At 67.5% G+C, this 24,123-nt stretch carries 26 protein-coding genes and 1 pseudogene; 15 read left to right on the forward strand and 12 right to left on the reverse strand.

The features are described 5' to 3' along the window. Positions 1 to 169: 169 nt before the first annotated feature. The gene (locus G3I17_RS22640; protein ID WP_164599500.1) at positions 170 to 727 is read left to right on the forward strand and encodes a TetR family transcriptional regulator; all 558 of its coding nucleotides are present in this window, start codon (positions 170 to 172) and stop codon (positions 725 to 727) included. A gap of 50 nt (positions 728 to 777) precedes the next feature. On the opposite strand, the gene G3I17_RS22645 is transcribed toward G3I17_RS22640, so the two are convergent. Both G3I17_RS22645 and G3I17_RS22650 read right to left on the reverse strand, forming a co-directional pair. Then, positions 778 to 1,275: a DUF2867 domain-containing protein gene (locus G3I17_RS22645; protein WP_164599502.1), complete on the reverse strand. Its 498-nt coding sequence runs from the start codon at positions 1,273 to 1,275 to the stop codon at positions 778 to 780. 13 nt (positions 1,276 to 1,288) lie between these two features. Then, positions 1,289 to 1,840: a TetR/AcrR family transcriptional regulator gene (locus G3I17_RS22650; RefSeq protein WP_164599503.1), complete on the reverse strand. Its 552-nt coding sequence runs from the start codon at positions 1,838 to 1,840 to the stop codon at positions 1,289 to 1,291. 196 nt (positions 1,841 to 2,036) lie between these two features. Here G3I17_RS22650 and G3I17_RS22655 point away from each other — a divergent pair, with 196 nt between their 5' ends. The 3 genes from G3I17_RS22655 to G3I17_RS22665 are packed head-to-tail and all read left to right on the forward strand — an operon-like array spanning position 2,037 to position 4,341. Continuing rightward, a complete protein-coding gene (locus G3I17_RS22655) occupies positions 2,037 to 2,819 on the forward strand; it encodes a GAF and ANTAR domain-containing protein (RefSeq protein WP_164599506.1) in 783 nt (260 codons plus the stop codon). Positions 2,820 to 2,873: 54 nt separating this feature from the next. After that, a complete protein-coding gene (locus G3I17_RS22660; RefSeq protein WP_164599508.1) occupies positions 2,874 to 3,590 on the forward strand; it encodes a GAF domain-containing protein in 717 nt (238 codons plus the stop codon). Positions 3,591 to 3,627: 37 nt separating this feature from the next. After that, the gene (locus tag G3I17_RS22665; protein ID WP_164599510.1) at positions 3,628 to 4,341 is read left to right on the forward strand and encodes a GAF and ANTAR domain-containing protein; all 714 of its coding nucleotides are present in this window, start codon (positions 3,628 to 3,630) and stop codon (positions 4,339 to 4,341) included. Here the strand turns inward: G3I17_RS22665 and G3I17_RS22670 are convergent, their stop codons facing one another. Next, a complete protein-coding gene (locus tag G3I17_RS22670) occupies positions 4,342 to 5,556 on the reverse strand; it encodes an MFS transporter (protein WP_343238380.1) in 1,215 nt (404 codons plus the stop codon). Further along, positions 5,553 to 6,002, reverse strand: a complete 450-nt coding sequence (locus tag G3I17_RS22675; RefSeq protein WP_164599512.1) for a MarR family winged helix-turn-helix transcriptional regulator — start codon at positions 6,000 to 6,002, stop codon at positions 5,553 to 5,555. The genes G3I17_RS22670 and G3I17_RS22675 overlap by 4 nt, the downstream gene beginning before the upstream one ends. A gap of 78 nt (positions 6,003 to 6,080) precedes the next feature. On the opposite strand from G3I17_RS22675, the gene G3I17_RS22680 reads away from it, so the two are divergent. Further along, positions 6,081 to 6,938: a LysR family transcriptional regulator gene (locus tag G3I17_RS22680; protein ID WP_164599514.1), complete on the forward strand. Its 858-nt coding sequence runs from the start codon at positions 6,081 to 6,083 to the stop codon at positions 6,936 to 6,938. On the opposite strand, the gene G3I17_RS22685 is transcribed toward G3I17_RS22680, so the two are convergent. Then, a complete protein-coding gene (locus G3I17_RS22685) occupies positions 6,887 to 7,636 on the reverse strand; it encodes an SDR family oxidoreductase (protein ID WP_164599517.1) in 750 nt (249 codons plus the stop codon). The two genes, G3I17_RS22680 and G3I17_RS22685, sit on opposite strands and share 52 nt — an antisense overlap. A gap of 136 nt (positions 7,637 to 7,772) precedes the next feature. Then, complete coding sequence (locus tag G3I17_RS42205; protein WP_164599519.1) at positions 7,773 to 8,966, reverse strand: nucleotide disphospho-sugar-binding domain-containing protein; 1,194 nt, start codon at positions 8,964 to 8,966, stop codon at positions 7,773 to 7,775. 40 nt (positions 8,967 to 9,006) lie between these two features. Between G3I17_RS42205 and G3I17_RS22695 the strand changes: the two genes are divergently transcribed. Together G3I17_RS22695 and G3I17_RS22700 are read left to right on the forward strand one after the other, a co-directional pair. Beyond that, on the forward strand, positions 9,007 to 9,486 hold the full coding sequence (locus tag G3I17_RS22695) for a MarR family transcriptional regulator (RefSeq protein ID WP_164599521.1): 480 nt from the start codon (positions 9,007 to 9,009) through the stop codon (positions 9,484 to 9,486). Then, positions 9,479 to 9,940, forward strand: coding sequence for an isoprenylcysteine carboxylmethyltransferase family protein (locus tag G3I17_RS22700; RefSeq protein WP_164599523.1), 462 nt, complete (start codon positions 9,479 to 9,481; stop codon positions 9,938 to 9,940). The genes G3I17_RS22695 and G3I17_RS22700 overlap by 8 nt, the downstream gene beginning before the upstream one ends. On the opposite strand, the gene G3I17_RS22705 is transcribed toward G3I17_RS22700, so the two are convergent. Together G3I17_RS22705 and G3I17_RS22710 are read right to left on the reverse strand one after the other, a co-directional pair. Then, complete coding sequence (locus G3I17_RS22705) at positions 9,924 to 10,628, reverse strand: transporter substrate-binding domain-containing protein (protein WP_164599525.1); 705 nt, start codon at positions 10,626 to 10,628, stop codon at positions 9,924 to 9,926. The genes G3I17_RS22700 and G3I17_RS22705 overlap by 17 nt on opposite strands. A gap of 54 nt (positions 10,629 to 10,682) precedes the next feature. Then, positions 10,683 to 12,323 carry a GMC oxidoreductase gene (locus G3I17_RS22710; protein ID WP_203590610.1) on the reverse strand — a complete coding sequence of 547 codons (1,641 nt, stop codon included), beginning with the start codon at positions 12,321 to 12,323 and terminating at the stop codon, positions 10,683 to 10,685. Between the two features lie 67 nt (positions 12,324 to 12,390). Between G3I17_RS22710 and G3I17_RS22715 the strand changes: the two are divergent. Further along, positions 12,391 to 13,459 (forward strand): annotated as a pseudogene (locus G3I17_RS22715) (MFS transporter). A 19-nt stretch (positions 13,460 to 13,478) separates the two neighbouring features. After that, positions 13,479 to 13,778: a thiamine-binding protein gene (locus G3I17_RS22720; protein WP_164599527.1), complete on the forward strand. Its 300-nt coding sequence runs from the start codon at positions 13,479 to 13,481 to the stop codon at positions 13,776 to 13,778. Positions 13,779 to 13,797: 19 nt separating this feature from the next. Here the strand turns inward: G3I17_RS22720 and G3I17_RS22725 are convergent, their stop codons facing one another. Next, on the reverse strand, positions 13,798 to 14,541 hold the full coding sequence (locus G3I17_RS22725) for an SDR family NAD(P)-dependent oxidoreductase (protein WP_164599529.1): 744 nt from the start codon (positions 14,539 to 14,541) through the stop codon (positions 13,798 to 13,800). 99 nt (positions 14,542 to 14,640) lie between these two features. Between G3I17_RS22725 and G3I17_RS22730 the strand changes: the two genes are divergently transcribed. Further along, on the forward strand, positions 14,641 to 15,498 hold the full coding sequence (locus G3I17_RS22730) for a helix-turn-helix transcriptional regulator (RefSeq protein WP_164599531.1): 858 nt from the start codon (positions 14,641 to 14,643) through the stop codon (positions 15,496 to 15,498). On the opposite strand, the gene G3I17_RS22735 is transcribed toward G3I17_RS22730, so the two are convergent. Then, a complete protein-coding gene (locus G3I17_RS22735; RefSeq protein ID WP_164599533.1) occupies positions 15,462 to 15,878 on the reverse strand; it encodes a nuclear transport factor 2 family protein in 417 nt (138 codons plus the stop codon). The genes G3I17_RS22730 and G3I17_RS22735 overlap by 37 nt on opposite strands. Positions 15,879 to 16,044: 166 nt before the next feature. Here G3I17_RS22735 and G3I17_RS22740 point away from each other — a divergent pair, with 166 nt between their 5' ends. Both G3I17_RS22740 and G3I17_RS22745 read left to right on the forward strand, forming a co-directional pair. Next, positions 16,045 to 17,910 carry a glycoside hydrolase family 3 N-terminal domain-containing protein gene (locus G3I17_RS22740; RefSeq protein ID WP_164599535.1) on the forward strand — a complete coding sequence of 622 codons (1,866 nt, stop codon included), beginning with the start codon at positions 16,045 to 16,047 and terminating at the stop codon, positions 17,908 to 17,910. A gap of 20 nt (positions 17,911 to 17,930) precedes the next feature. Beyond that, positions 17,931 to 19,241, forward strand: coding sequence for a ThuA domain-containing protein (locus G3I17_RS22745; RefSeq protein WP_239062782.1), 1,311 nt, complete (start codon positions 17,931 to 17,933; stop codon positions 19,239 to 19,241). Here G3I17_RS22745 and G3I17_RS22750 read toward each other — a convergent pair. Next, a complete protein-coding gene (locus G3I17_RS22750; protein WP_164599537.1) occupies positions 19,210 to 20,082 on the reverse strand; it encodes a bile acid:sodium symporter family protein in 873 nt (290 codons plus the stop codon). The genes G3I17_RS22745 and G3I17_RS22750 overlap by 32 nt on opposite strands. 87 nt (positions 20,083 to 20,169) lie before the next feature. Between G3I17_RS22750 and G3I17_RS22755 the strand changes: the two genes are divergently transcribed. The 3 genes from G3I17_RS22755 (at position 20,170) to G3I17_RS22765 (ending at position 23,740) form a co-directional block, all read left to right on the forward strand. After that, positions 20,170 to 21,261 (forward strand): oxidoreductase, encoded by a 1,092-nt coding sequence (locus tag G3I17_RS22755; RefSeq protein ID WP_239062783.1) that lies wholly within the window; start codon positions 20,170 to 20,172, stop codon positions 21,259 to 21,261. Between the two features lie 61 nt (positions 21,262 to 21,322). Beyond that, positions 21,323 to 22,162: an endonuclease/exonuclease/phosphatase family protein gene (locus tag G3I17_RS22760; protein WP_164599539.1), complete on the forward strand. Its 840-nt coding sequence runs from the start codon at positions 21,323 to 21,325 to the stop codon at positions 22,160 to 22,162. Positions 22,163 to 22,393: 231 nt separating this feature from the next. After that, a complete protein-coding gene (locus G3I17_RS22765; protein ID WP_164599541.1) occupies positions 22,394 to 23,740 on the forward strand; it encodes a C40 family peptidase in 1,347 nt (448 codons plus the stop codon). A 77-nt stretch (positions 23,741 to 23,817) separates the two neighbouring features. On the opposite strand, the gene G3I17_RS22770 is transcribed toward G3I17_RS22765, so the two are convergent. Further along, complete coding sequence (locus G3I17_RS22770) at positions 23,818 to 24,081, reverse strand: hypothetical protein (RefSeq protein ID WP_164599543.1); 264 nt, start codon at positions 24,079 to 24,081, stop codon at positions 23,818 to 23,820. Positions 24,082 to 24,123: the final 42 nt, after the last annotated feature.

A 24,123-nucleotide genomic window follows, 5' to 3' on the forward strand; every position in this document is an offset into this window, starting at 1 on the left:
TGAGGGGTTAACCCCGCAGAGGGTGGGTTGCCCCTCCAGAATCCGACGGGGCAACCCACCGACTGCGGGGTTAACCCCTCAGACGTGGCGAGGCGTGGCGAGGCGAGGCGAGGCGAGGCGTGGCGAGGCGAGGCGAGGCGAAGGCGAGGCGAGGCGAAGGCCGTGGGGGATGAGCGGAGGGGTGAAGGTGGTCGATGGGCGGCGGGTGCGGGGGCGGGTGCGGCGGGTGGCGTTGCTGACGGCGACGTTGGCGGTGATTGAGCGGGGCGGGGTCGCGGGGGTCAGCCACCGGGCCGTCGCGGCCGAGGCCGGGGTCTCATTGGCGTCGACCACCTACCATTTCGCAACCCTGGACGATCTGCTGGTCGCCGCCCTGACCTGGGCGGCCGACGACCTCGCCGCCGAACTCCATGAGCGAGTCAATGAAATGGGCGCCCGGCCGGCCGACGAGCTGGCCCGCTTGATCGAGCACTGCCTGGTCTACCGGCGCGGCCGCACCCTGGCGGAGTACGAGCTTTGTCTGCTCGCAGCCCGCCGCCCCGCCCTCCGCGAAGCCGCCGCCGCCTGGCTCGAACCCCTCACCCAGATCGCCCGCAACTTCACCACCGACCCGCAGAAGGCGAGCCTCCTGGTCGCCGCCCTGGACGGCATCCTGCTGCAGTCGCTGATCGGCGCGCGCCCCTACAACCACGCAGACTTCGCGGCGCTCCTCACGCACCTCAGGTAGTACGGAGGGCTGAGCGGCACCTCAGGTAGTACGGAGGGCTGAGCGGCACCTCAGGTAGTGCGGAGGGCTGAGCGGCACATCGCGTGGATGACGAGGTGGTGGAACGGGCGGATCAGGTTGTAGTAGAAGCGGCCGGCCGGGCGGAGGTAGAAGACGAGGGTGACCACCTTGAAGGCGCGGACCGGGCCGGAGTCGTCGACGATGATGGCCAGGTAGCCGCGCAGATGGTTGTCGGTGACCTTCAGGAGTAGGTAGTGCTCGTCTTCGCCGCGATCGACGGTGAAGAAGGACAGGTGGTCGCCCGGGGTGAAGCTGACGTCCTCAGGGGTGAGCCTTGTCCTGGGTGGCATTCCGGCCATTTGGAGGCGGAGGAGTTTGGCCACCGGGACGCGGAGGGCGAACAGGAAGCGGCCGGCGGTGGAGTCCTGGCTCAGGGCGCCGGCGGCGAACTCGCGCAGGGTCACCGGGCCGGTCGCTGTCTTCACGTCGATGACGTCGGCTGTCGGCAGTAGGTCGGTCAGCTCGGGGAGGTCGGTGTGGGTCGGCATGGCGGGCTCCTTGTCAGGTGAGGAACGATTTGCCAGTCGCCAGTGTGAGCGTGGTGGCGTAGAGCGCGCGCAGCTCGGCGGCCGGCACCGGTGGTACGACCTGTTCGGCGCCGATCAGGATCAGATAGAGCAAGCGGGCCAGGTGAACCGGCTCCTTGACCGAGTCGATCCCTCGGCAAAGCTCTTGTAGATAAGCTGTTCTGGCGTGGTCGACGCGTTCCTGCGCCGCTCGCGCCTCTGGGTCCTGCAGAGCCCAGGCCCGTACTGCGATCTCGAGCCGGACGTGGTCGGCGTCGGCGAGTACGAGCTCCATCAGCTCGGTGAGCTTGCTCGCCGCGTCGGCCTCGGGGTGCTGCTCGACGGTGTCGATCAGCCTGCTGGTGAACCTCTTCTCGAAGTGCTCGAGCAAGGCGGTCCGGAAGCCGCCGGCGCCTTTGAAGTGGTGGTAGTACGAGCCCTTGCTCAGGCCCAGCTCAGTGGTCAGCCGTTCGATCGTCAGTGCGGGGGAGCCTTCGCCGGCCAGCACCTTCAGGCCGGCGTCGAGCCAGTCCGCCTTGGTCACCATGCCGAAACCGTACCATACTGTTTGGTATGGTCGTCTGCGGCGCAAAAGAATCCCGGCCAAGTCGGCGCGCTGGCGGTCGGATGGCGGTACTGTTCAAGCATCACCCCGGACGCTGTTCGCAGGCCGGGCGTGATCGGTTGCCCCAGACCCTGGCGCCGCTCTCCTCGAGTGGCAAAAGTGAAAAGGGGCTGAGCCGATGGCGCTCATCCGTAGTCGCGTCCGGCGACCGTCGGCCGTTTCAGCGCCGACGACTGCGGGATCACGCCCCGAACTGACTGACGCAGTGGTAGCCGCCGGCGAGGTCGCGCGGTGGGCCGAGTTGCACGACGCAGCGGGCATCACCGAGACGGTGGGCCGGGTGCAGGACTCTGTACTGCGCATCGTCGGGGGTGACTGCGCTGGAGTGATCCTCGTCCACCGAGGACGCCTCTCCTCGGTCGGCGCCGTCGACCTACGGGCAGAGCGGGCAGACCAACTGCAGGTGGAGTACGGCGAGGGCCCGTCGGTGCCGTTGAGTAGAGCTCAAGGCAGCGTTCTCGTGCCCGACACTGCTGCCGATCAGCGATGGCCGCGCTGGAGCCGGCAAGTGGCTGAGCTCGGGCTGCGGAGCATGCTCACCGTCCCACTCGCCACGACGTCGTCGGCGGTAGGCGCGATCACCGTCTACGCGGCAGCACCGAATCAGTTCAGCGCCGGTGACGCGGCAGCGGCACTCCTGCTGGCGAGACACGCAGCGGTCGCGGTCGTGGGCGTTCAGGAGATCGCGGACCTGGCGCGGGCGATCGAGGCCCGCCACCTCATCGGTCAGGCGCAAGGAGTGTTGATGGAGCGTTTCGAGATCGACGCCGACCAAGCGTTCGCCGTACTGCGTCGCTACTCCCAGGACGGCAACGTCAAGCTCCGGGTGGTCGCCGCCCGGCTGGTGGCCAGCCGCAAGCTTCCTGACGGGTCTGCGGACGGCTCTCCGGCTGGTCGGTGATCGGCCCTGTCAGCCGAGGCGGGGGCAGGATGAGGTGTGAGGGTGGTGCGGCCGATGCCAACGGAACGGATCCGGCAGATCCTGGCCGAGGTGATGGTCGGCGACCAGGACAGGTTTCCGGAGCGGTTGTGCCAGGTCTGCGCCGACCGGCTGCCGATCAGCGGGGCCGGACTGGCCTTCATGACGTCTGCTGGGCACGAGGGCACGATCATGGCGACGGACGGAGCGGCCGCAGTACTGGAAGACCTCCAGCAGGTACTGGGCGAGGGGCCGTGCGTGGATGCCTTCCGCGACGGGCGACCGGTGCTGCAGCCCGACCTGGCCACGACCGGCTTCTCCCGCTGGCCGGGTTTCGCCGAGGGGGCATTGCAGGCGGGGGTCGCGGCGGTCTTCGCGTTTCCGTTGCAGGTCGGCGCGATCCGGGTCGGTGTCCTCGATCTGTACCGCGATTCGCCGGGTGGGCTGGACTCGCCGCAACTGTCGGAGGCGCTGGCCTTCACCGAGGCCGCCGTGACGGTTCTGCTGCATCTGCAGGGCAAGACTCCGCCTGGTCAGCTGATGCACCCCCGGCTGGCGGAAGTCGCCGAGAGCCGCCGGGAGATCCATCAGGCGACCGGGATGATCACGATCCAGGCAGCGGTCGGCCTGGCCGAGGCACTGCTGTTATTACAGGCTCATGCCTTCGGCTCCGAGCGACCGTTGCTCGAGGTGGCGAAGGACGTGGTCGCCCGGCGGCTTCGTTTCGGGCCGGAAGGCGATCATCATGGATGAAGCACGTGAAGTGCGCTCACCGAACGGAGGCGTTGCGATGAGCAGGGAACAGCGGCTCGCCGCGGTGTTCGTCGAGCTTGCGGACACACTGGTCGCCGACTTCGACGTGATCGACTTCCTGCACACGCTGACTGAGCGCAGCGTCGAGTTGCTGCACGCGGACGCGGCGGGCCTGATCTTGGTGGATCCGCAAGGCAAGTTGCAGGTGCTGGCCTCCACCACCGACCAGGCCCGGGTGCTGGAGCTGTTCGAGCTGCAGAACTCTCAAGGCCCCTGCCTGGACTGCTTCAGGACCGGCCGTCCGGTGGTGAACGTCGACCTGGCTGAGGTCGCGGCTCGCTGGCCACGCTTCCAGGCGGCCACCACGGCCGCGGGTTTCCGATCGGTGCATGCGTTGCCATTGCGCCTTCGGGGGCAGGTGATCGGGGCGATGAACCTGTTCTGCAAGGACCGGTCCAGCCTCACCGACGATGACGTCTCGGTGGGCCAGGCGCTGGCTGACGTGGCGACCATCGGCCTGCTGCAGGAACGCACGGTGCGGCACAGCGAGATCGTCGCCGAACAACTGCAAGCGGCGCTGAACAGCCGCGTCCTGATCGAGCAGGCCAAGGGAGTACTGGCCGAGCGATCCGGGGTCGACGTGGACGAGGCGTTCGCGTTGCTGCGGGCCTATGCCCGCAGCAACGGTAGCCAGCTCAGCGCCGTCGCCGTGGCGGTCATCAGCGGCACTGTGACAGTGACCGCGCCCTGATCAGGCGTCGGCCGTGGTGAGGGCCGTGGCCTCGGCCTCGGAGTGAGCGGCCGGCGTACGGAGGTGGGCGAGGGGCTTCCAGCCGGTGGCCAGTACGCCGATTGCGAGTAGTACTGCGAAAGCACCGACCCAGAAGGGGACCTGGACGTTGATCTCCTCGCCGAGCTTGCCGGCCAGCCAGGGCGCGACCGCGCCGCCGGAGAACCGGACGAAGCTGTACGCCGCGGAGGCGGTGCCGCGCTCGACCGGTGCGGCCGCCATCACGGCCTCGGTGATCAGGGTGTTGTTCACGCCGAGGAACAGGCCGGCCACGATCACGCCGGCTGCGAGGACCGGCGGGTGGTGGGCGTAGAGACCCATCACGGTGAGGTCGGCGGCGAACAGCAGTAGCGAGGTCATCACGACGGGCAGGGTGCCGAAGCGACGCTGCAACCGGGGTGCGGCGAAGACCGAGGTCAGCGCCAGGCCGATGCCCCAGCCGAAGAAGATCAGCCCGATCTGCCGCGCCGACATCCCCAGCGGGAACGGGGTGAACGCGAGCAGGGTGAAGAAGCCGAAGTTGTAGAGCAACGCGGTGACCGCGACGGTCGCCAGCGAACGGTGCCTGAGTGCCTTCAGGGGTTCGAGGATCGACGTACGCCGGGGAGCAGGCGGCGAGGCGGGGAGTAGGAACGCGGTGGCGGCGAGCGCGATCGTCATCAGGACGGCGACGCCGAAGAACGGGCCACGCCAGGAGATCGTGCCGAGCTCACCACCGACGAGCGGACCGGCCGCGATACCGACGCCGAGCGCCGCCTCGTACAGGATGATCGCCTGGGCGACCGAACCGCTGGCGGAGTTGACGATGGTGGCCAGGGCGGTGGCGATGAAGAGCGCGTTGCCCAGCCCCCAGCCGGCCCGGAAGGCGACGATCATGCCGATCGAGTTGGACAGGCCGGCCAGCGCGCTGAAGACGACGATGATGGCCAGGCCGATCAGCAGCGTGCGCTTGGCGCCGATCCGGCTGGAGACCGCGCCGGTGATCAGCATCGCGACGCCGATCACGGCCATGTAGCTGGTGAACAGCAGCGAGACCTGCGACGGGCTCGCGTGCAGCTGCTCCGCGATCGGCTTGAGGATGGGGTCGACCAGGCCGATGCCCATGAACGCGATCACACACGCGAACGCGACGGCCCAGACGGACTTGGGTTGCTTCAGAATCGAGTTACTGCTCACCGGTTGCTCTCCTCCAAGGGCTCGAGAGTGAGAATTTGGTGCATGACGGTGACTGCGGCCCGAAGGGTTTCGAGGTCGGTCGACGGCAGTTGCCGGAGCCGGGTGGCGATGGCCTGGCCGGCTTCGTGGCGGGCCCGGTCGGGCTCGGCGCGGCCGGCCGGGGTCAGGCTGATCAGGCTGGCCCGGGAATCGGCGGGGTCGGGCTCACGGAGTACCCAGCCGTTCTCCTCCTGGCGCTGAACCAGGTTGGACATCGTCGGTTGCGAGCACCGATCGGCCTTGGCCAGCTCGCTGATCCGGGTCGGCCCGAGCTCGTCGAGCCGCCCCATCAACCGCATCGCCGCATGCGGCAACGCACTGACATCCCGGCTCGCCAGCCGGGCCAACCGCGCCGAGGCGACGACAACGTCGACCCCGAGCTGAGAAAGATCCGTCGAAGGGCTCACAGAAGACAACTATACATAGGAAAGCTATGCATTTCTAGAGTGAGCGCCGCGGGGGCCTGTCGAGGTAGTTTCGAGGGTATGGATCGGTTGGAGGTGCGTGAGCTCGTCTACTTCGTCGCAGTGGCGGAACAGATGCACTTCGGTCGTGCCGCTGAGGAGCTGGGGATCGGGCAACCGCCGCTGTCGCGGGCGATCAGCCGGCTGGAGCGGCGGATCGGCATCAGGCTGTTCGAGCGCACGAGCCGACGGGTCGACCTGACCGACGCCGGCGAGGTCTTCCTGCACGAGAGCCGCAAGGCGCTCGCCGCCTTGGACACCGTCGTACGGCGTACGCGGCAGGCCGTCCGGCCGAAGCGGCTCCTGGTCGCCGCGCCGCCGGGTACTGGCGCGGGATTGCTGGCCAGGATCTTCGAGGAGTACCGGCGAGGTGCCGATCCGGTGCCGGTCGAGGTCGTGTTCACCGCCGAGCTTGGGGCCAGTCTGCGGGACGGGCTGGCCGATCTGGCGCTGATGTGCGGCAACGACGACCTGGACGGGCTGGACACGATCGATCTCCTGGAGGAACCGCCGGTCGCGCTTCTCCCGGCGGGGCATCCGCTGGCTTCGCGCGACAGCCTGACCGCCCGGGAGCTGCGAGCCGAGGCGCGGTACCGCGAGGACGCCCCGCCGGTCGGCCTGGACGAGCTCATCGACAGGGTTGCGCTGGGGGAGCTGGTGGTCGTCATCGGCGCCGGCGGGACCAGCCGGCTCGGCGGGTCGGTCGTCGCCGTGCCCGTCGTCGACGTACCGGGTGATCGGATGGTGCTGGCCTGGCCACACGCGAACCTTTCGGCTGCGCGTGACCAGTTCGCCCGGGCGGCGGTCGCGGTGGTGAATCGGCTGGATCAGATCGAGTTGATGCCACCGTCCACGAGCAGCTCGATCCCGGTGATGTAGCTGCTCTGGCCGGACGCGAGGAACAACGCGGCGGCGGCCTGTTCCTCCGGTTGGCTCACCCGGCCCATCGGCACCTGCGCGGCCACCATCCCGCGAAACTCCTCTGCGGTAAGGCCTTCCGGGGTGGCGCCCACCATCGCAGGGGTTTCAGTACCGCCCGGCGCGAGAGCGTTGACCCGGATGCCGCGATCCTTCAGCTCGTTCGCCCAGGTGCGGGCGAACGAGCGGACCGCTGCTTTGGACGCGGCGTACACAGTGCCGGTGGCCGGCCCCCTGGCCGCGGTGGTGGACGACGCGAGAATGATCGAGGCGTTGTCGTTCAGGAATGGCAAAGCCTTCTGCACGGTGAAAAGCGTGCCGCGCACGTTCAGCCCGGTCACCTGTTCGTAGTGCTCCTCGGTGACGTTGGCCAGTGGCACGAAGGCCGTCATGCCGGCGTTCGCGAACAGCACGTCGATCCGCTGCCCGTCGGCCTCGATCGTCGCAAAGAGTTGGTCGAGAGCGGCGAGATCGGAGACATCACCCGGTACGCCGATCGCGCGCGGGCCGATCTGCGCGACGGCCGAGTCCAGTGCCGTCTTGCCGCGTCCGGTGAGGTAGACAGTCGCCCCCTCCTCGGCGAAACGTTGAGCCGTGGCGAACCCGATCCCTTTGCTGGCCCCGGTCACCACTGCCACCTTGCCGTCAAGCTGACCCATGTTTTCGCACTCCAATGATCTGTACTTCCGACTGCGGGCAACCCGCTGGCCGCCGCCTTTCCAGATCACCGCATCGGCCGCCGGTGAACAATGACGGTTCGCGCAAGAGCCGATACCTCTCAGGTGCAACCGGGACTCAGGAGGTCTCGGGAGCTGCCAGTGCGATGGCCTCGGCGGCCTGGGCCGGGCCGTCGACGGCGGCGTAGAGCTTCTGGATTCGCTCTGCGGCTGCGGCGTGGGACCTGTTGTCGAGCATCTGGGCGGCGAGGGTTGCCAGGTTGTCGGTGGGGGTGGCGTGGCGGGCTGCGCCCAGGCGTTCGACCAGGGCGACGTTGAGGTCCTGTTCGATGTGGAGGGGGATGCCCAGGAGTGGGGTGCCGCTGGCCATGGCCGTTTGGACGCTGCCTTGGCCGCCGGTGGTGATGGCGAGGTCTACCTGGGGCATGACGAGGTGGCTGGGGAGGGTGGCTCCGACCAGGATGCGGTCGGTGGCCAGGTCGGACAGGTCGTGGATGGTGCCGGCCACCAGGATCCGGAGGTCGAGGGAGCTGAGCTCGGCGATGGCGGCGCGAACCTGGGTCGGTGGGGTCGAGGTCATCGCCAAGTAGATGGTCGGGCCCGGGTGACTGAGGAATTTCTGGACCCGGTCGGGGAGCGGCAGATCGAGGTGCGCGAAGAGCGGGCCAACGGCGGCCAGGCGGGAGTTCGGGCGATAGCCGGGATCGCCGTCCGGGGTCCAGGCGGCCAGTTCGGTGGCGGAGACACTCAGGACTTCGGCGACCTCCGGGACCAGTGAGAGGTCGCCCAGGAGTAGCGCTGCGAGGCTGGGAATGCCTTCTATGCCAAGGGATTCGGCGACACGGTTGAAGCCGGAGCAGTAGGCCTCTATGCGGGCGGGCTTCCGGTCGGGCGGAAGATAACGCTCGAAGACCGGTGGGACGAAGCTGCCTGCGTGTTCGGTGATCACCTGTACTCCGGCCAGCCGCGACGACAGCAACGCGGTCAGCGTGAAGCCGGTGACCGCCACCGTGATGCCGTGGGCGCGGAAGTACTCCGCCTCCGTCTGTACGTAGGAACGGATCTCGTCATCGTCGTACATGCTCTGCCCGGGATCGCCGAGCCCGACGGCCGACCCGACGAAACGGGCTGCTCTGGATGCGGACAGACCAGGGCCCAGTACGTCGTACGGGATGCCGGCCAGGAGGCGTTCGTGCGGGCCGCCGTGGGTGGCGACGCGGACCGGGAGGCCGAGCTCGGTCAGGGCGCGGTGGAGCTCGAGCATCCGCGACGTCTCGGACAGGTAGGCGCAGTGCGGCAGTAAGCAGATCACGATCTTGCCCCCTTCGATGGTGATAGGTAATATATTGCCTATGTCATCGCGGAACAAGACCGAAGACCTGCTGGGGATCGGCCCGGAGTCGGCGCTCGAGCCGTCGATCCGCGCGTTCCGGACGACGCTCACGCTGGCCCAGCGGTTGCGCTACGCGATGGACGAGCGGTTGCGCGAAGACGGCCTGACCACCCAGCAGGCCGCGCTCATCACGGTCGTCGTCGCGGCCGGTAAACCGTCCCTGGCCGAGGCGGCGGCGGCGCTCGGCAGCACCCACCAGAACGTCGCCCAGATCGTTGCCGCCCTGGTCCGCAAAAACCTCCTGCAAGTCGAGCCCGACCCCACCGACAAGCGCCGAAAGTTGCTCTCAGCAACAAACCACAGCGCGTCCTTCTGGAAGGAGCGCGACGAGGGCGACTACGCGGCGGTCGCCGACTGGTTCGCCGATCTCACCCCAGCCGAGCTGGACACCTTCTGCGAGTTGTCCGACCGAGTGATCGCCAGGCTCTCCGATGGTTAAGGCGGTTCTCGGCAGTACGGCTTTCTTCTTCGCCGCACCCTGCGTGGTCGCGGGCGCGGTCCCGTGGTGGATCAACGGCTGGTCCGAGGTGAGGTTCTGGCCGTCGCTGCTGCTGATCGTTGCCGGACTGGTCGTCCTGCTGCGCGCCTTCGCCCGCTTCGTGCGGGAAGGGCGCGGCACACCGGCGCCGATCGCGCCGACCGAGCAGTTGGTGATCGGCGGCGACTACCGCTTCGTCCGCAATCCCATGTACGTCGGTGTGGTGGCGGCCGTCGCCGGCCAGGCGGTGCTCTTCCTGGACCCCTGGTTGTTCGCCTACGCGGTAGTCGCCTGGGTGGTGATGGCGTCTTTCGTGCGGTGGTACGAGGAGCCGGTACTACGGCAGCGGTACGGCCCGCAGTACGAGGAGTACTGCAAGACCGTACCGGCCTGGATTCCTAAGGTGCGACCGTAGCGTCGTGTTGGCCGGCGCGCTGGAGGGAGTCGGCGACGAAGCCGCTTGCCTTCAGTTCTTCGATCAAGTCGTGGAGGAACTGGACGGTCTCCGGGTGGCGGGCTTTGGTGGTGCCGACGGCTTGCTGGATCTGCATGAAGCGTTCTTCGATCAAGCGGACGTCATCGTTCGCCGCGACATACTTGGTGAGGGGCTGGCGGATGCCGGCGGTGGCTTCAAGACTGTCGGTGCGGAAGAGGTCTATGCCGTCGGTGCCGCGGACGAGTGTGGCGTGCTGCAGAGTGCGGGTCAGGTAGAGGTCGTAGGCCGAGCCTTGGTTGACGCCGATCCGTACTCCGGGGGCGTCCACCTCGTCGATCGTGGTGAGCGGCGAGTCCGTCGGGACGGCATACACGCCTTCGATCAGGACGTACGGCGCGGTGAAGGCGACCTCTGCCGCTCGCACCGGTTCGATCGCGAGGAAGCAGAGGTCGGCCGCGCCCGAAGTCATCGCCTCGAACGACTTCCGTGCCGCGTCGAAGCAGAGGAACTCCACCGGTACGCCGAGCCGCGCCCCGATCTCCGCGGCGAGGTCGACCGTGACGCCGGTCGGCTCTTCCGGGGTGCCCTGGGCAAGAACAGGGTTGCCCAGGTTGATCGAGGCACGCAGTACGCCGGTGGGGGCCAGATCCGTCGCGATGGAGGTCATAAAGCCCGAGCGTATAACCCGGTCAGGTCCGCCGGTCGACGGCGACCAGCCCGGTCAACTCCGCAGGTCGGTGGCGAGCACGCGGGCGATGTTGCGCTCGGCAAGGGCTGTGATGGTGACGAACGGGTTGACGCCGATCGAGCCCGGGATCAGCGATCCGTCCGTCACATAGAGGTTGCGGTAGCCGCGCACCCGGCCGTAGTCGTCGGTTGCCTTGCCCAGTACGCAACCGCCGAGCGGGTGGTAGCAGAAGTCGGCGGCGAACTCCCGGTTCCCGCCGAACAGATCCCGCCGGTACGTCGTGCCGATGGCACGGTTGATCTTGTCGAACAGCGCCCGGGCGGACTTGATCGACGGGTTGCTCTGGGTCGCGCCCCAGTGCAGGTCGGCCCGGTCGGTCCGGGAGTTGTAGCTGAACCGGCCGCGCTCGGGGTTGACCGTGATCGCCAGGTAGAGGCTCGCCCACGTCTCGATCCCGATCGGCAGCGGCGCGATCTCCGCGAAGGCCGGGTGGATCGGGTCGTCCCAGTTGTCGATGGCCAGCGTCGGGATCGTCGACTGGAGGAGACCGGTCGGGTCCCACAGGTGGTTGGCGCGCGACGTCATCACGTTGCCGTTGGTGCCCCAGCCGCTTCCGATCGTCGCGGAGAGGTTGGGCAGGGCATCGGTTTCGCGGGCCCTGAGCAACAGTTCGGTGGTACCGACGCTGCCCGCGCCGAGGAAGAGGTGCTTGCAGCCCAGCTCGCTCCGGCGCAGAACCTTGCCTGAGGCATCGATTCGCTCGACCGTCAGTACGTAGCCGGACCGGTCCTGGCGGATCGCGGTGACCCGGGTGAGGGTCTGGATCGTCACTTTGCCGGTGCCGACCGCATCCGCGAGATAGGTCTTGTCGAGACTCTGCTTGCCGTGGTTGTTGCCGTAGATGACCTCGCCGGCCAGCGCCGACCTGGGCACCTCGCGACGCTCTTCGCGTTGCAGATAACGGAAATCGTAGACGTTCGGGATCACCGTCGTCTTGAATCCCGCCTGGTGCGCGTGCCGGCGGGAGACCCGGGCGTAGCGATAGACCGGGGTCTTCTCGAGGTAGTGCGGGTCGATCGTGTTCACGCCGAGCATCCGGTTGGCCAGCGGGAAGTACCGCTTGTACATCTGCTCCGCGTCGACGTGTGGCAGCACCTTCTCGAAGTACGAGCGGCGCGGGGTCGGGGCCATGCCGCCGTTGACGAGCGAGCCGCCGCCGACGCCGCGTCCGACGTACACGCCCATGTTGGGGAAGTCGATCCGGTCGAGCACGCCGGCGTACGGCGTACCGATGTCGCGGTTGACCACGTCGAGCCACAGGAACGTGTCGAGCGGGGCCTTGGTGCGGCGGTTGAACCACATCGAGCGGGAGTCCGGGTTCAGGGTGGAGCAGAAGACCTTGCCGTCCTTGCCGGGCTTGTTCCACAACTGGCCCATCTCCAGCATCGTCGTGGTGATACCGGCCTCGCCGAGCCGCAGGGCGGTGACAGCGGAGCCGTAGCCGGTGCCGATCACGACGGCGGGGACGAAATCACGCTTGGCGGCGGTGATGCCGGTATCGGCGCTGCTGGTGCGGATCTGGGTGAGGCCGAGGGCGGCCGCGGAGGTGAAGGCGGTCAGGCCGGCGAACCGGCGTCGGGACATAACGGACGGGTCAGTCTCGGAAGGGCGCATCGACGCACCGTAGCGGCTCGGACGCCCGGAGTAGCGGCCTAGTGAGCAGCGTCACGTGTCCGGCCTGATGATGGGCATGTTCGTCGCGATCCTGGCCGGCGCCATCGTGTCGACCGCGCTGCCGCGGATCATCCACGACCTGGGGGCGAGCCAGTCGTCGTACACCTGGGTCGTCACCCTCGAGCTGCTCACGATGACCGCCACCGTGCCGATCTGGGGCAAGCTCGCCGACCTCTACAACAACAAGCTGCTCGTCCAGCTGTCCTTGGGCTTCTTCGTGGTGGGCTCGCTCGTCGCGGGCTTCGCGCCGAACATCGAGGTACTGCTGGGCAGCCGCGTCCTGCAAGGCCTCGGCGCCGGTGGCCTGACCGCGCTGGCGCAGATCGTGATGGCCGCGATCATCCCGCCGCGTGAACTCGGCCGGTACTCCGGAATCTTCGGCGCGATCTTCGCGTCGGCGACCGATGGACCTGTTCCGCAACCGCACGGTGACGCTGTCGATCGTCGCCAGCGCGCTGGTCGGGGTGGCGATGTTCGGCGGCTCAGTGTTCCTCGCGCAGTACTTCCAGATCGCGCAGGGCTACTCGCCGACCAAGGCCGGGCTGATGAGTCTGCCGCTGATCATCGGCATGATGGTCGCGTCCACGATCGCGGGTGGACTGATCACGAAGTACGGCAAGTGGAAGATCTTCCTGGTCGTCGGAAGCGTGCTGCTGCCGATCGGGCTGGCGCTGTTCGGCACGATCGACGCGCACACCTCGAAGTACATGCTGTGGAGCTTCATGCTCGTGCTCGGTGTCGGCATCGGCCTGGTGATGCAGAACCTGGTGCTCGCCGCGCAGAACGACGTACCGGTGCGGGAGCTCGGCGCGGCCACGCTGAACCCGGGTGGCGCGTCGGGCGGCAGCAGCGCGGTACCGAACATCTCGGAACTGCCGGAGCAGGCCAAGGCCGCCGTCGAGAACGCGTACGGGATGGCGACCGCGGACCTGTTCATGATGTCGGTGCCGTTCGCGGTGCTCGCATTGGTGGCCGTGCTCTTCATCAAGGAGAAGCCGCTGCTGACGACGTCAGGCGCCGAGCGGCGGGCCGAGGAAGCGGCGAAGCTCCAGGTCCAGGACAAGCTGCAGGACTAGTACCTGGCAAGCTGAAGGCATGATCGTTGCATTCAGCATCAGCCCAGCCGCAGGGGACGAGACCGGTGGCGTGAGCGAGGCGGTCGCCGAGGCGATCCGCGTCGTTCGCGCCTCCGGTCTGCCGAACGAGACCAACGCGATGTTCACCAATCTCGAGGGGGAGTGGGACGAAGTGATGGCGGTGGTGAAACAGGCCGTCGAGGCCGTCGCCGCCGTCTCACCCCGGGTCAGCTTGGTCCTGAAGGCCGACATCCGCCCCGGCTACACCGGCCAGCTCGCCGCCAAAGTTCAACGGATAGAACAAGCCCTGTCCGAATAGCCGCTGTCCGACTGACCGCTCAGTGCGCGTTGACCGCTGCGACCGTCTGGTCGTAGCGGTTCTCGCGTTCCGCGTCGCGCAGGAAACCGACCCGCTGGACGGTGATCTCGGCGGCGTCCGGCTGATCGGCGAGCAGCGTCATCGTCTCGGCGAGGTACTCCTCCAGCGGCATCGCGCGCTCGTCGTTCTGCTGACCCATCAGCGCGGTCTGCACAGCCGGCGGAATGAGCTCGATCACCTGTACCGCGGTGCCGGCGAGCTGGATCCGCAGGCTCTGGGTGTAGCTGTGGATGGCTGCCTTGGTCGCGTTGTACGTCGGGGTGAATGCGAGCGGGACGAACGCCAGGCCCGAGGAGACGGTCAGGATCGTGGCCTTCTGCTTCGCCATGAGATAAGGCGTGAACTTGGCGAGCGTACGGATCGTGCCGAGCAGGTTCGTGGTGATGGTCGCCTCGGCCGTGTCCAGGTGTCCCGGGTCCAGCAGGTTCTCCGGGTGCATGATCCCCGACATCGTGAGGACGGCGTTCAGCTCGGGGTAGCTGCTGGTGACCTCGTCGTACGCCGCCTGGATCGACGCCGGGTCGTCGACGTCGAGGACGACGGTGCCGATCCCGGCGTGCTCCGCCGCGATCTCGTCGAGGAGCTCCTTGCGGCGGCCGCCGATGATCACCTTGTTGCCGAGGGCGTGGAAGCGCAGCGCCAGGCCCAGCCCGAGGCCCGAAGTACCGCCGGTGATGAAGATCGTGTTCCCTGTCGTTTTCATGTCTCCAGCCTCGAACGGCGGGGGCCGGGCAACCAGGCCCAGTTCAGCCACTGCTCGACAAGCAGTGGCTAACGCGGGCGGGTGCTGAACAATGGAGCCATGGACTACGGGGAACTGTCGGACTTCCTGCGCAAACGCCGCGAGGCATTGCAGCCAGAGGACCTCGGCCTGCCCCGCGGCCGCCGGCGCCGTACTCCGGGCCTTCGGCGCGAGGAGGTCGCTGCGCTCGCCGTGATGTCGACGGACTACTACAGCCGGCTCGAAGGCGGTCGTGGTCCGCAACCGTCGGCGGAGATGCTCGCCGCGATCGCCCGCGCGCTCCGGCTGACGCTGGACGAGCGGGATCACCTGTATGTCCTGGCCGGCCACGGTGTGCCGCCACGGATGAGCGGCGACGACCACGTGAACCCCGGGCTGCTGCGGATCCTGGACCGCCTGGTCGACACCCCCGCCCAGGTGATGAACCGGCTTGGCGAGACGTTGGTGCAGACCGCGGTCGACGTCGCCTTCGAGGGCGAGCTGACGAATTTCGAGGGCCTCGAGCGGAGCGGCGCCTATCGATGGTTCCTGCGCGACGGCGACCGGGACCGCTACGCGGACGAGGACCAGCGCGCCAACCACAGTCGTGTCCTCGTGTCGGGCCTGCGGTCCGTACACGCCACCGATGGCGATAAGTCGCCGGCCGGCAGCCTCGTCCGTGCGCTGCTGGACGGCAGTGCGGAGTTCCGCGAACTCTGGAACGCCCACGAGATCGGGATCCGGCACGTCGGGGTCAAGCGCTTCCTGCACCCGGCCGTCGGCGCGCTGGAGCTGCACTGTCAGGTGCTCGACGACTTGGAGCAGCAGCAGACCTTGCTCGTCTTCACCGCGACACCGGGCTCGGAGAGCGCCGAGAAGCTCGCACTGCTCGCCGTGCTCGGTCAGGCCGCCGCGCCGACCGACTTCGCAACCAGGTGAGTGTCCTCGTAGAGGTGCATCCGCACTAGTTTCCCGTTCTCGACGGTCAGGTGCATCGCCACGGGCGTGCTGAAGCGACGCCTATTGGCCTGCACCGTATGGGTGAACTGAGCCAGGATGACGGCATCCGGGCCGTCCACCAGGATCTTCTTGAGCTCGGTCTCGCTCTCGCCCGGCACGAAAATCGGCCACATGGTGCGGAAGTACGCCGGTACTTCGTCGCGCCGGGTCCGCTGCCCGGTCCAGCCCTGGGCCTGGTCACCGGGGACGTACCAGTCGATCTCCTCGGCGAAGGTCGCCGCGATCAGGTCGGCATCGCCCTTGCCGAGAGCGGCGAGGAACTCGCCGACCACCGCGCGCACTGCGTCGTCGTTGCTCATGAGTCCGAGAATACGCATTCTGGACCGATCGGTCAAGTAAAGGAGAAACTGAAAGACTTTTCGGAAAAGGTTTGCCGAAGTCTTTACGGCCGTTAGAACGTGGGTTAATTTAAGCCCTGAATTTCAGACCCTGCGTAACACCATGCTCACTGAGGGGATCCGCCCAATGCCCGCTCGGAAGCTGTTGCCTGCCCTCGTCGGCCTACTGACTGGGGCGCTGCTGCTGGCTGTTCCCGCGCCTGCGCCGGCCTCGCCGGTTCCGGATCAAGACGCTGCGACACCGGCGTACAAGGACGCGACACAGCCGGTGAAGGCCCGGGTTCAGGATCTGCTGGGGCGGATGACGTTGGACGACAAGCTCGGCCAGATGATCCAGGCCGAGCGGCTGGGCATCACCGAGCCGACCGACGTCGCGACGTACCGGCTGGGGTCGTTGCTGTCCGGCGGGAGCTCGCAGCCGACGCCGAACACGCCGCAGAGCTGGGCCGATATGTACGACGGGTTCCAGCGGACCGCGTTGTCGTCGCCGCTCGGGATCCCCTTGATCTATGGGGTCGACGCGGTGCACGGGCACAACGGGGTCAAGGGCGCGACGATCTTCCCGCACAACATCGGGCTCGGGGCCACCCGCGATGGCGCGCTCGCCGAGAAGATCGGCCGGGCGACCGCCGAAGAGGTGTCCGGCACGGGTATCGACTGGAACTTCGCGCCCTGTCTGTGTGTGGCACGCAACGACCGGTGGGGACGCACGTACGAGTCCTTCGGTGAGCTGCCGATGCTCGCGCGGACGATGGCGCCGATCATCAACGGCATGCAGGGCGAGTCGCTCTCGGACTCCGGCTCGGTGCTCGCGACCGCCAAGCACTACGTCGGTGACGGCGGCACTGTCGGTGGCAAGAACGAGGGCGAGACGAACATCAGCGAGGCCGAGCTGCGGGCGATCCACCTGCCGCCGTTCAAGGAGGCCGTCCGCCGTGGCGTCGGCTCGGTGATGATCTCCTACAGCAGCTTCAACTCGGTCAAGATGCACGCGAACGGTTACCTGATCAACGACGTGCTGAAGGGTGAGCTCGGCTTCGACGGCATCGTCGTGTCGGACTACAACGGCATCGACAAGATCGACGGCCAGGCCGGGTTCACGCCGGCCGAGGTGACCGCGTCGATCAACGCCGGCATGGACATGGTGATGGTGCCGTTTGCCTGGAAGCAGTTCATCGACACGCTGCGCGCGGAGGTCCAGGCCGGCCGGATCCCGCTCGCGCGGATCGACGACGCGAACCGGCGGATCCTGGCCAAGAAGTTCGAGCTCGGGCTGTTCGAGCACCCGTACACCGATCGCACCTTCACCGACACGATCGGCAGCAAGGAGCACCGCGACCTGGCTCGCCAGGCGGTCCGCGAATCCCAGGTACTGCTGAAGAACTCCGGTCGCGTGCTGCCGCTGGCCAAGGCGAACCAGAAGATCTTCGTGGCCGGCAAGAACGCCGACGACATCGGCAACCAGGCCGGCGGCTGGACCATCGGCTGGCAGGGCGCGAGCGGCCCGGTCACGCCCGGAACCACCATCCTGGAAGGGATCCGGCACTCGGCCGCACCGTCCACAACGGTTGCCTATAGCAAGGATGCGACCGGCGTCGACGACTCGTACGACGTCGCCGTCGCGGTGATCGGCGAGACCCCGTACGCCGAGGGCCGTGGTGACCGCCCGGCGGGGATGGGGCTGGACCAGGCCGATCTCGACACGCTGGCCCGGTTGAAGGCGACCGGCGTACCGGTGGTCGTCGTACTGGTGTCCGGCCGGCCGCTCGACATCGCGGCGCAACTGCCGGACTGGACCGGGCTGGTCGCCGCCTGGCTGCCGGGCACGGAAGGGCAGGGCGTCGCGGACGTCCTGTTCGGTGACTACAACCCGACCGGCCAGTTGCCGGTGACCTGGATGAAGAGCGCCGCGCAGCAACCCATCAACGTCGGCGACGGGCAGGCGCCGCTGTTTCCGTTCGGATACGGACTTCGTTATCGCCCACTGCAGTAATTCACGAAAGGACCGCCCCCATGCACATGGTCCGCAAGAGTCCCATCGCCCGATTGCTGGCCATCCTGGTGGTCGCCTGTCTGACCCTGACGTCAGGCAGCGCGTTCGCCCGGGTGGCCGCGCCCGACAAGGTGGCTCAGCTCGACAAAGTACAGGCAACGTTCAAGGTGCTCGCCTTCTACAGCGGGTCCTTCGACGCGGCGCACATCGACTTCCAGAAGGAGGCCGCGGTCCGGTTCCCGCAGTTCGGTGCTCAGAACGGCTTCACCTACGAGCAGACGAACAACTGGGACCGGCTGAACACCCTGACCACCGCGCAGGCGGCGGTGGTGCTGTTCCTGGACGACTCGCCGCACAGCTCGGCGCAGCGGACCGGGTTCCAGCGCTACATCGAGAGTGGTGGTGGCTTCCTCGGCTTCCACGTCGCCAACTACAACGACGCCAGCGGTGGCTGGCCGTGGTTCAACAACACCCTGCTCGGCACCGGCCGGTTCAACTCCAACACCTGGCTGCCGACCGCGGTCACGTTGAAGGCGGAGAACCGCTCACACCCGTCTTTGGTGAACACCGGCGCGACGTTCCGCTCCTCGGTCAGTGAGTGGTACAGCTGGCAAAACGACCTGCGCAACAACCCGAACATCCAGGTGCTGGCGTCGATCGACCCGTCCAGCTTCCCGGTCGGTACGTCGCAGGTCTGGACCAGCGGCTACTACCCGATCGTCTGGACGAACAAGAACTACAAGGTGATCTACGCCAACTTCGGCCACAACGCGATGAACTACGAGACCAACACCCGGACCTCGTCGACCTTCGACAGCCCGGCGCAGAACCAGTTCCTGATGGACGCCCTGAAGTGGCTCGGCGGTGGCGGCACCACTGTTCCGCCGGTCGACCAGCCCGACGCCAACACCTGGTACACGGCTGCCAACAAGGGCAACAGCAAGTGCATCGACGTCCGCGCGGCGGCCACCGCCAACGGCTCGGTCGTCCAGCAGTACAGCTGCAACGCCTCGCAGGCCCAGCAGTTCCAGTTCCAGCCGACCTCTAACGGCTTCACCCGGGTCAACAACCGCAACGACGCCACGAAGGTGATCGACGTGACCGGGGTGTCCTCGGCCGACAACGCGGGACTGCAACTGTGGACGTACAGCAGCGGCACCAACCAGCAGTGGCAGGCAGTCTCAGAAGGCAGCGGCTACTTCCACTTCGTCAGCCGCCTGAGCAGCAAGTGCCTGACCGTCCCCGGCGGCTCCACCGCCGACAGCATCCAACTGGTCCAGCTGACCTGCAACGGCGGGGCTACGCAGTCCTTCCGGCTGACCGCGAGCTGAGGTAGAAGGCGAAGGCGGCGGTTGGGATGAACATGACGATGCCGTAGACGGCTACCGGGATGGACATCTCGCTGTTGCCCAGTAGGGAAGGGCTCAGAGCTATGGTGAGCGCCAGAGTGGCGTTGTGGATGCCGATCTCCATCGAGCACGCGATGGACTGGCGCTCACCTAGCTTAGCCAGCTTCGGTACTGCGTAGCCGATGGCGAGGCTGAGGATGTTGAGGAGTACGGCGACCACACCGACGGCGGCGAGGTAGTCGAGGAAGTTGGCGCGTTCGGTGTAGATCGCGGCGAAGATCACCAGCGCGAGGACGACGATCGAGCCGAGTTTCACGGGTTTGGCCATCCGGGTCGCGAAGCCGGGCGCCTTGTTGCGGAGCAGCATTCCCAGGGCGACCGGGACGAGCACGATCGCGAAGACCTGCAGCATCTTCGCCGGTTGCAGGCCGATCTGGCCGTCGCCGAGGAAGTGGTCCAGGGACAGGTTGACCACGATCGGCAGGGTGATCACGGCCAGTACCGAGTTGACCGCGGTCAGCGTCACGTTGAGCGCGACGTCACCGCCGGCCAGGTGGCTGAAGAGGTTCGCTGTCGTACCGCCGGGCGAGGCGACCAGCAGCATCATCCCGACGGCCAGCGCGGGCGCCAGGTCGAACGCCTTCACCAGGCCGAAGCAGATCACCGGCAACAACAGCACCTGGGTGCCGAGCGCAACGATGACGGCGCGCGGCATCCGTAGTACCCGGGTGAAGTCGGCGACCGTCAAGGTCAGGCCGAGGCCGAGCATGATGATCGCCAGTGCGACCGGCAGCAGTACCGAGGTGAGTACGGAGTCGTTCATGGGCGGCTCCTGTCAGAATTGGATGCTTAGAGTGACAGTGGCCGGAAGGCTCGGCAAGAGCTCGTCTTCTGTATTACGTTGCCGGGCATGCTCTATAACTTGAAGGCCCTGCGGATGGCCGCGCTCGCGGCCGGAGTTCTGCTCGCGATGTCCCAGCTGGTGCCGGCCCAAGCGGTCGGGCACCCCGGACCGAAGTACCAGTGGGATCTGAAACCGACCGGGAGCGCGTCGCAGTTCCGTGGGCTCGCGGCGGTCAGCAAGGACGTGGCCTGGGTCGCGGGGAACCAGGGGCAGGTACTGCGGACCCTCGACGGCGGTAAGAAGTGGCAGAACGTGAGCCCGCCTGGGCAGGCGCTGCTGTTCCGCGATGTCGAGGCGTTCGACGCGCAGCACGCCGTGGTGCTGGCGATCGGCGTCGGCGAGGACTCCCGGATCTTCCGGACGGCCGATGGTGGCAAGCACTGGATCGAGGCGTTCCGCAATCTCGACCCGGTCGCTTTCTACGACTGCTTGGACTTCAATAACCCGCGCAACGGGCTCGCCTTGAGCGACCCGGTGGACGGGAAGTTCCGGATCGCGGCCACCTCCGACGGCGGCAAGTCGTGGAAGGTGCAGTCGACCAAGGGGATGCCGGCGGCACTGCCGGGTGAGTTCGCCTTCGCGGCGAGCGGGACGTGTCTGGTGGCCGGGCCTGGCAAGACGGCCTGGTTCGCGACCGGCGGTGCCGATCGGCCGCGGGTGTTCAAGACCCTCGACGGTGGGCGGTCGTGGCGGGTGACCGACTCCCCGATGGGCAGTGGCGGGGCGGCCGGCATCTTCACGCTGTCCTTCCGCGATCCGTTCCACGGCGTGGCGGTCGGTGGCGACTTCGAGGAGACGGGCGGCGCGGTCAAGGCGGCGTCGTACACCACGGACGGCGGCCGGAGCTGGAAGTTGGTTGCGGCGGACAAGGCACCGAAGATGTACCGCAGCGGCTCGGCGTACGTGCCGCGGACCCTGGCGACCTTCGTTGCCGTCGGCCCGACCGGGAGCGACGTGAGCCTCGACGGCGGCCGGAGCTGGACCCAGTTCGACGACGGCAACTATGACGCCGTGGAGTGCGGAGGGTTCGGTCGCAAGGCCGGCTGCTGGGCCTCCGGTCCCAAGGGTGCGGTCGCGCAGCTGAGCGTCTCGCGCTAATTCAGCCAGGCGACACCCGTACTTCGTGCGGGTGTCGCCTGTTTACGGCCAGGATGAGGTCATGCGAAAACTGCCTACCCGGTTGCTCGCTACCTTCGCGGGCTTGCTGATGGTGCTGCCGACGGCGGCCGACGCCACCTCCCGCGGCAGCGACCGGCCCGACAGACCGGGCCAGCCGCTGAAGGTGCTGACCTACAACATCCACCATGGCGCCGGTACGGACGGCGTACTGGATCTCGAGCGGATCGCCAAGGTGATCGAGGACTCCGGTGCCGACTTGGTCGGCCTTCAGGAGGTCGACAACCACTGGAGCGAGCGCAGCAACTGGGTCAACCAGCCTGCCTGGTTCGCCGCCCGGCTCAAGATGCACTATGCCTACGCGGCCAACCTCGACCTGCCGCCGCTGCACCCGGGGGAGCCGCGTCGGCAGTACGGCACGGCGGTGTTCTCGAAGAACCCGATCAAGGACTTCAAGAACACGCTGCTGCCGCTTTACCCGACCGGTGAGCAGCGCGGATTGGCCGTGGCGGCGATCAAGATCCGCGGCGTTTATCTGCGGCTCGCCAATACCCACCTGACGTCGAACAACAACGCCGAGCGGCTCGAGCAGTCGAAGAAGGTCGTCGAACTGCTGGACGACTCGAAGCTCCCGACCATCCTGGTCGGCGATCTGAACGCGCGGCCGACCGCTCCGGAGATCACGACTCTGACCAAGGTCTGGCGCGACACCTGGGCCGAGGTCGGCGTCGGGCCCGGCTACACGATCGAGGCGGACAACCCGACCGCCCGGATCGATTACCTGCTGCACACCCGGCAGGGCGTCGAGCCGTTGTCGTCCGCGGTGATCACCACCAACGGCTCCGACCATCTGCCGGTGGTTGCCACTTTCACGCTCAAATAGCTTTCGGCTCAACAAATCGGCGTCCACCTGCGAAGGTGGGCGCCGATTTTTCTGCGCGTGAATTACAAGCTTGTAGTTTGTCAAGCCGACACGCAGGTGCAACAAAGTTATTAGTGGGATTAGTGTTCCCAATGGGGCCTGAGGCAACTAGTGTCACGTATGGGGTCCAGATGGACCAAAAGTTCGCGAGTCCTGGGGAAGGGATTCTCGACCGGCGGAAGGAAGTGCCCGATGCGTCCACTGCTCTCCGGGGTGCTCGTGGTCTCCCTCGTCGGCACCATGGGCCTGATCTCGGTGCCTGCCCAGGCTGATCCCAGGCCGCCGGTCATTCCGTCGCAGTCCAGCGTCGACGCCGCCAAGAAGGCAGCCGCCGCGAAGGCCGCCCAGGTGGCGGCGATCGAGCAGCAGCTCGCCGGCGCCAGCGCCCGGCTCGACCAGCTCGGGGTCCAGTCGGCGAAGGCCGGCGAGATCTACAACGGTGCGATGTACCGGTTGCAGCAGGCGCAGGCCGAGGCCAAGTCGGCCGGCGACCGCGCCGACAAGGCCGAGAAGGCTCTGGCGACTCAGCGGCAGCAGATCGGTCGCTTCGCGGCCGCGTCGTACCAAGGTGGCGGTGACCTGGCCAAGATCGGGCCGCTGTTCACCGCGAACGGTCCGCAGGAGCTGCTCGACTCCGCCGGTGCCGCGCGGTCGGTGTCGCAGGCGATGCAGGGCTCGTACCTCCGCTACACCGCGAGCCAGGTGGTTACCAACGCGTTCAAGCTGCAGAAGGACGCCGCTGTCACCAAGGTGAAGGCGGCGACCGACGAGGCGGCGAAGGCCAAGAAGGCGGCCGAGGCGGCTGAGGCTGAGCAGCGGTCGGCGGTCGCGTCGATCGGCGTCCAGCGTCAGCAGCAGATCGCTCAGCTCGCCACGCTGCGCCACACGTCGGTCCAGGTGGCCGCGCAGCGCCAGCGGGGGCTCGAGGAGCTGGCCCGGCAGCGGGCCGCGGCGCTGGCCGCGAAGAAGGCCGAGGAGCTGCGCCGGCGGATCGCCGCGCGGGCAGCGGCCGAGGCTCGCGAGGCCCGGGAGGAAGCCGCCCGGAAGGCTCGCGAGGAGAAGAACGACCACAAGAACAACGGCGACAACGACAGCAAGAAGCCTCCGAAGAAGGACAAGCCCGGCAAGGGTGACGGCGGCAAGAAGGACGATGGTGGCTCCGGGCGCAACTCGCGCGGTGCCCGAGCCGCCATCGACTTCGCGCTCTCCCAGCTGGGTGAGCCCTACGTGTGGGCCGCGACCGGACCGAACTCCTGGGACTGCTCGGGGCTGACGATGGGCGCGTGGAAGCGGGCCGGCGTACAGCTGCCGCACTACAGCGTCGCGCAGTACGAGCAGATCAAGCACATCTCCGAGGACGAGCTGCGGCCCGGCGACCTGATCTTCTGGGCCGAGAACCACAGCGACCCCGGCTCGATCTTCCATGTGGCCATGTATCTCGGTGGTGGCCGGATGGTGCACGCGCCGCGGACCGGCCGGCCGGTCACGATCGACAGCATCTACTACTGGGAGGCGCCGGACTTCTTCGGCCGGCCCTGATCGCAGGGCCGGGCGATTGTGGAGAGGTACAGCGGTAGGTAGTGCAGCAGCGTGAGGCAGCTCAGCTCCCTGAACGACTAGACCAGCCGATCTCCGCCGTCGGCGCGCAGGACGGTTCCAGTGCTGAAATCATTGCGCAGCAAGGCCATTCTCGCTTCCGCGAGATCCCTGGTCGCCGGGCGGCGACGCATCGCCGAGGTCGACACGTCCGCGGTGAACGCGACCGAGCCACCCGGTACGCCGTACCCGGCGAGCCGGACCAGCCCGATCGCGGATCGCGCGGCGCCCACGTCGTACTCGCTGATCGGCTGGTAGGCGCGGTTGATGCCGACAGCAACCAATCCGGCAGGTCGCTGCCTAGGGCGTCGCGATCAGGCGACCGA

The sequence above is a fragment of the Streptomyces sp. SID13031 genome, from assembly GCF_010548305.1.
In the GTDB taxonomy this organism is placed as follows: Bacteria; Actinomycetota; Actinomycetes; order Propionibacteriales; family Kribbellaceae; genus Kribbella.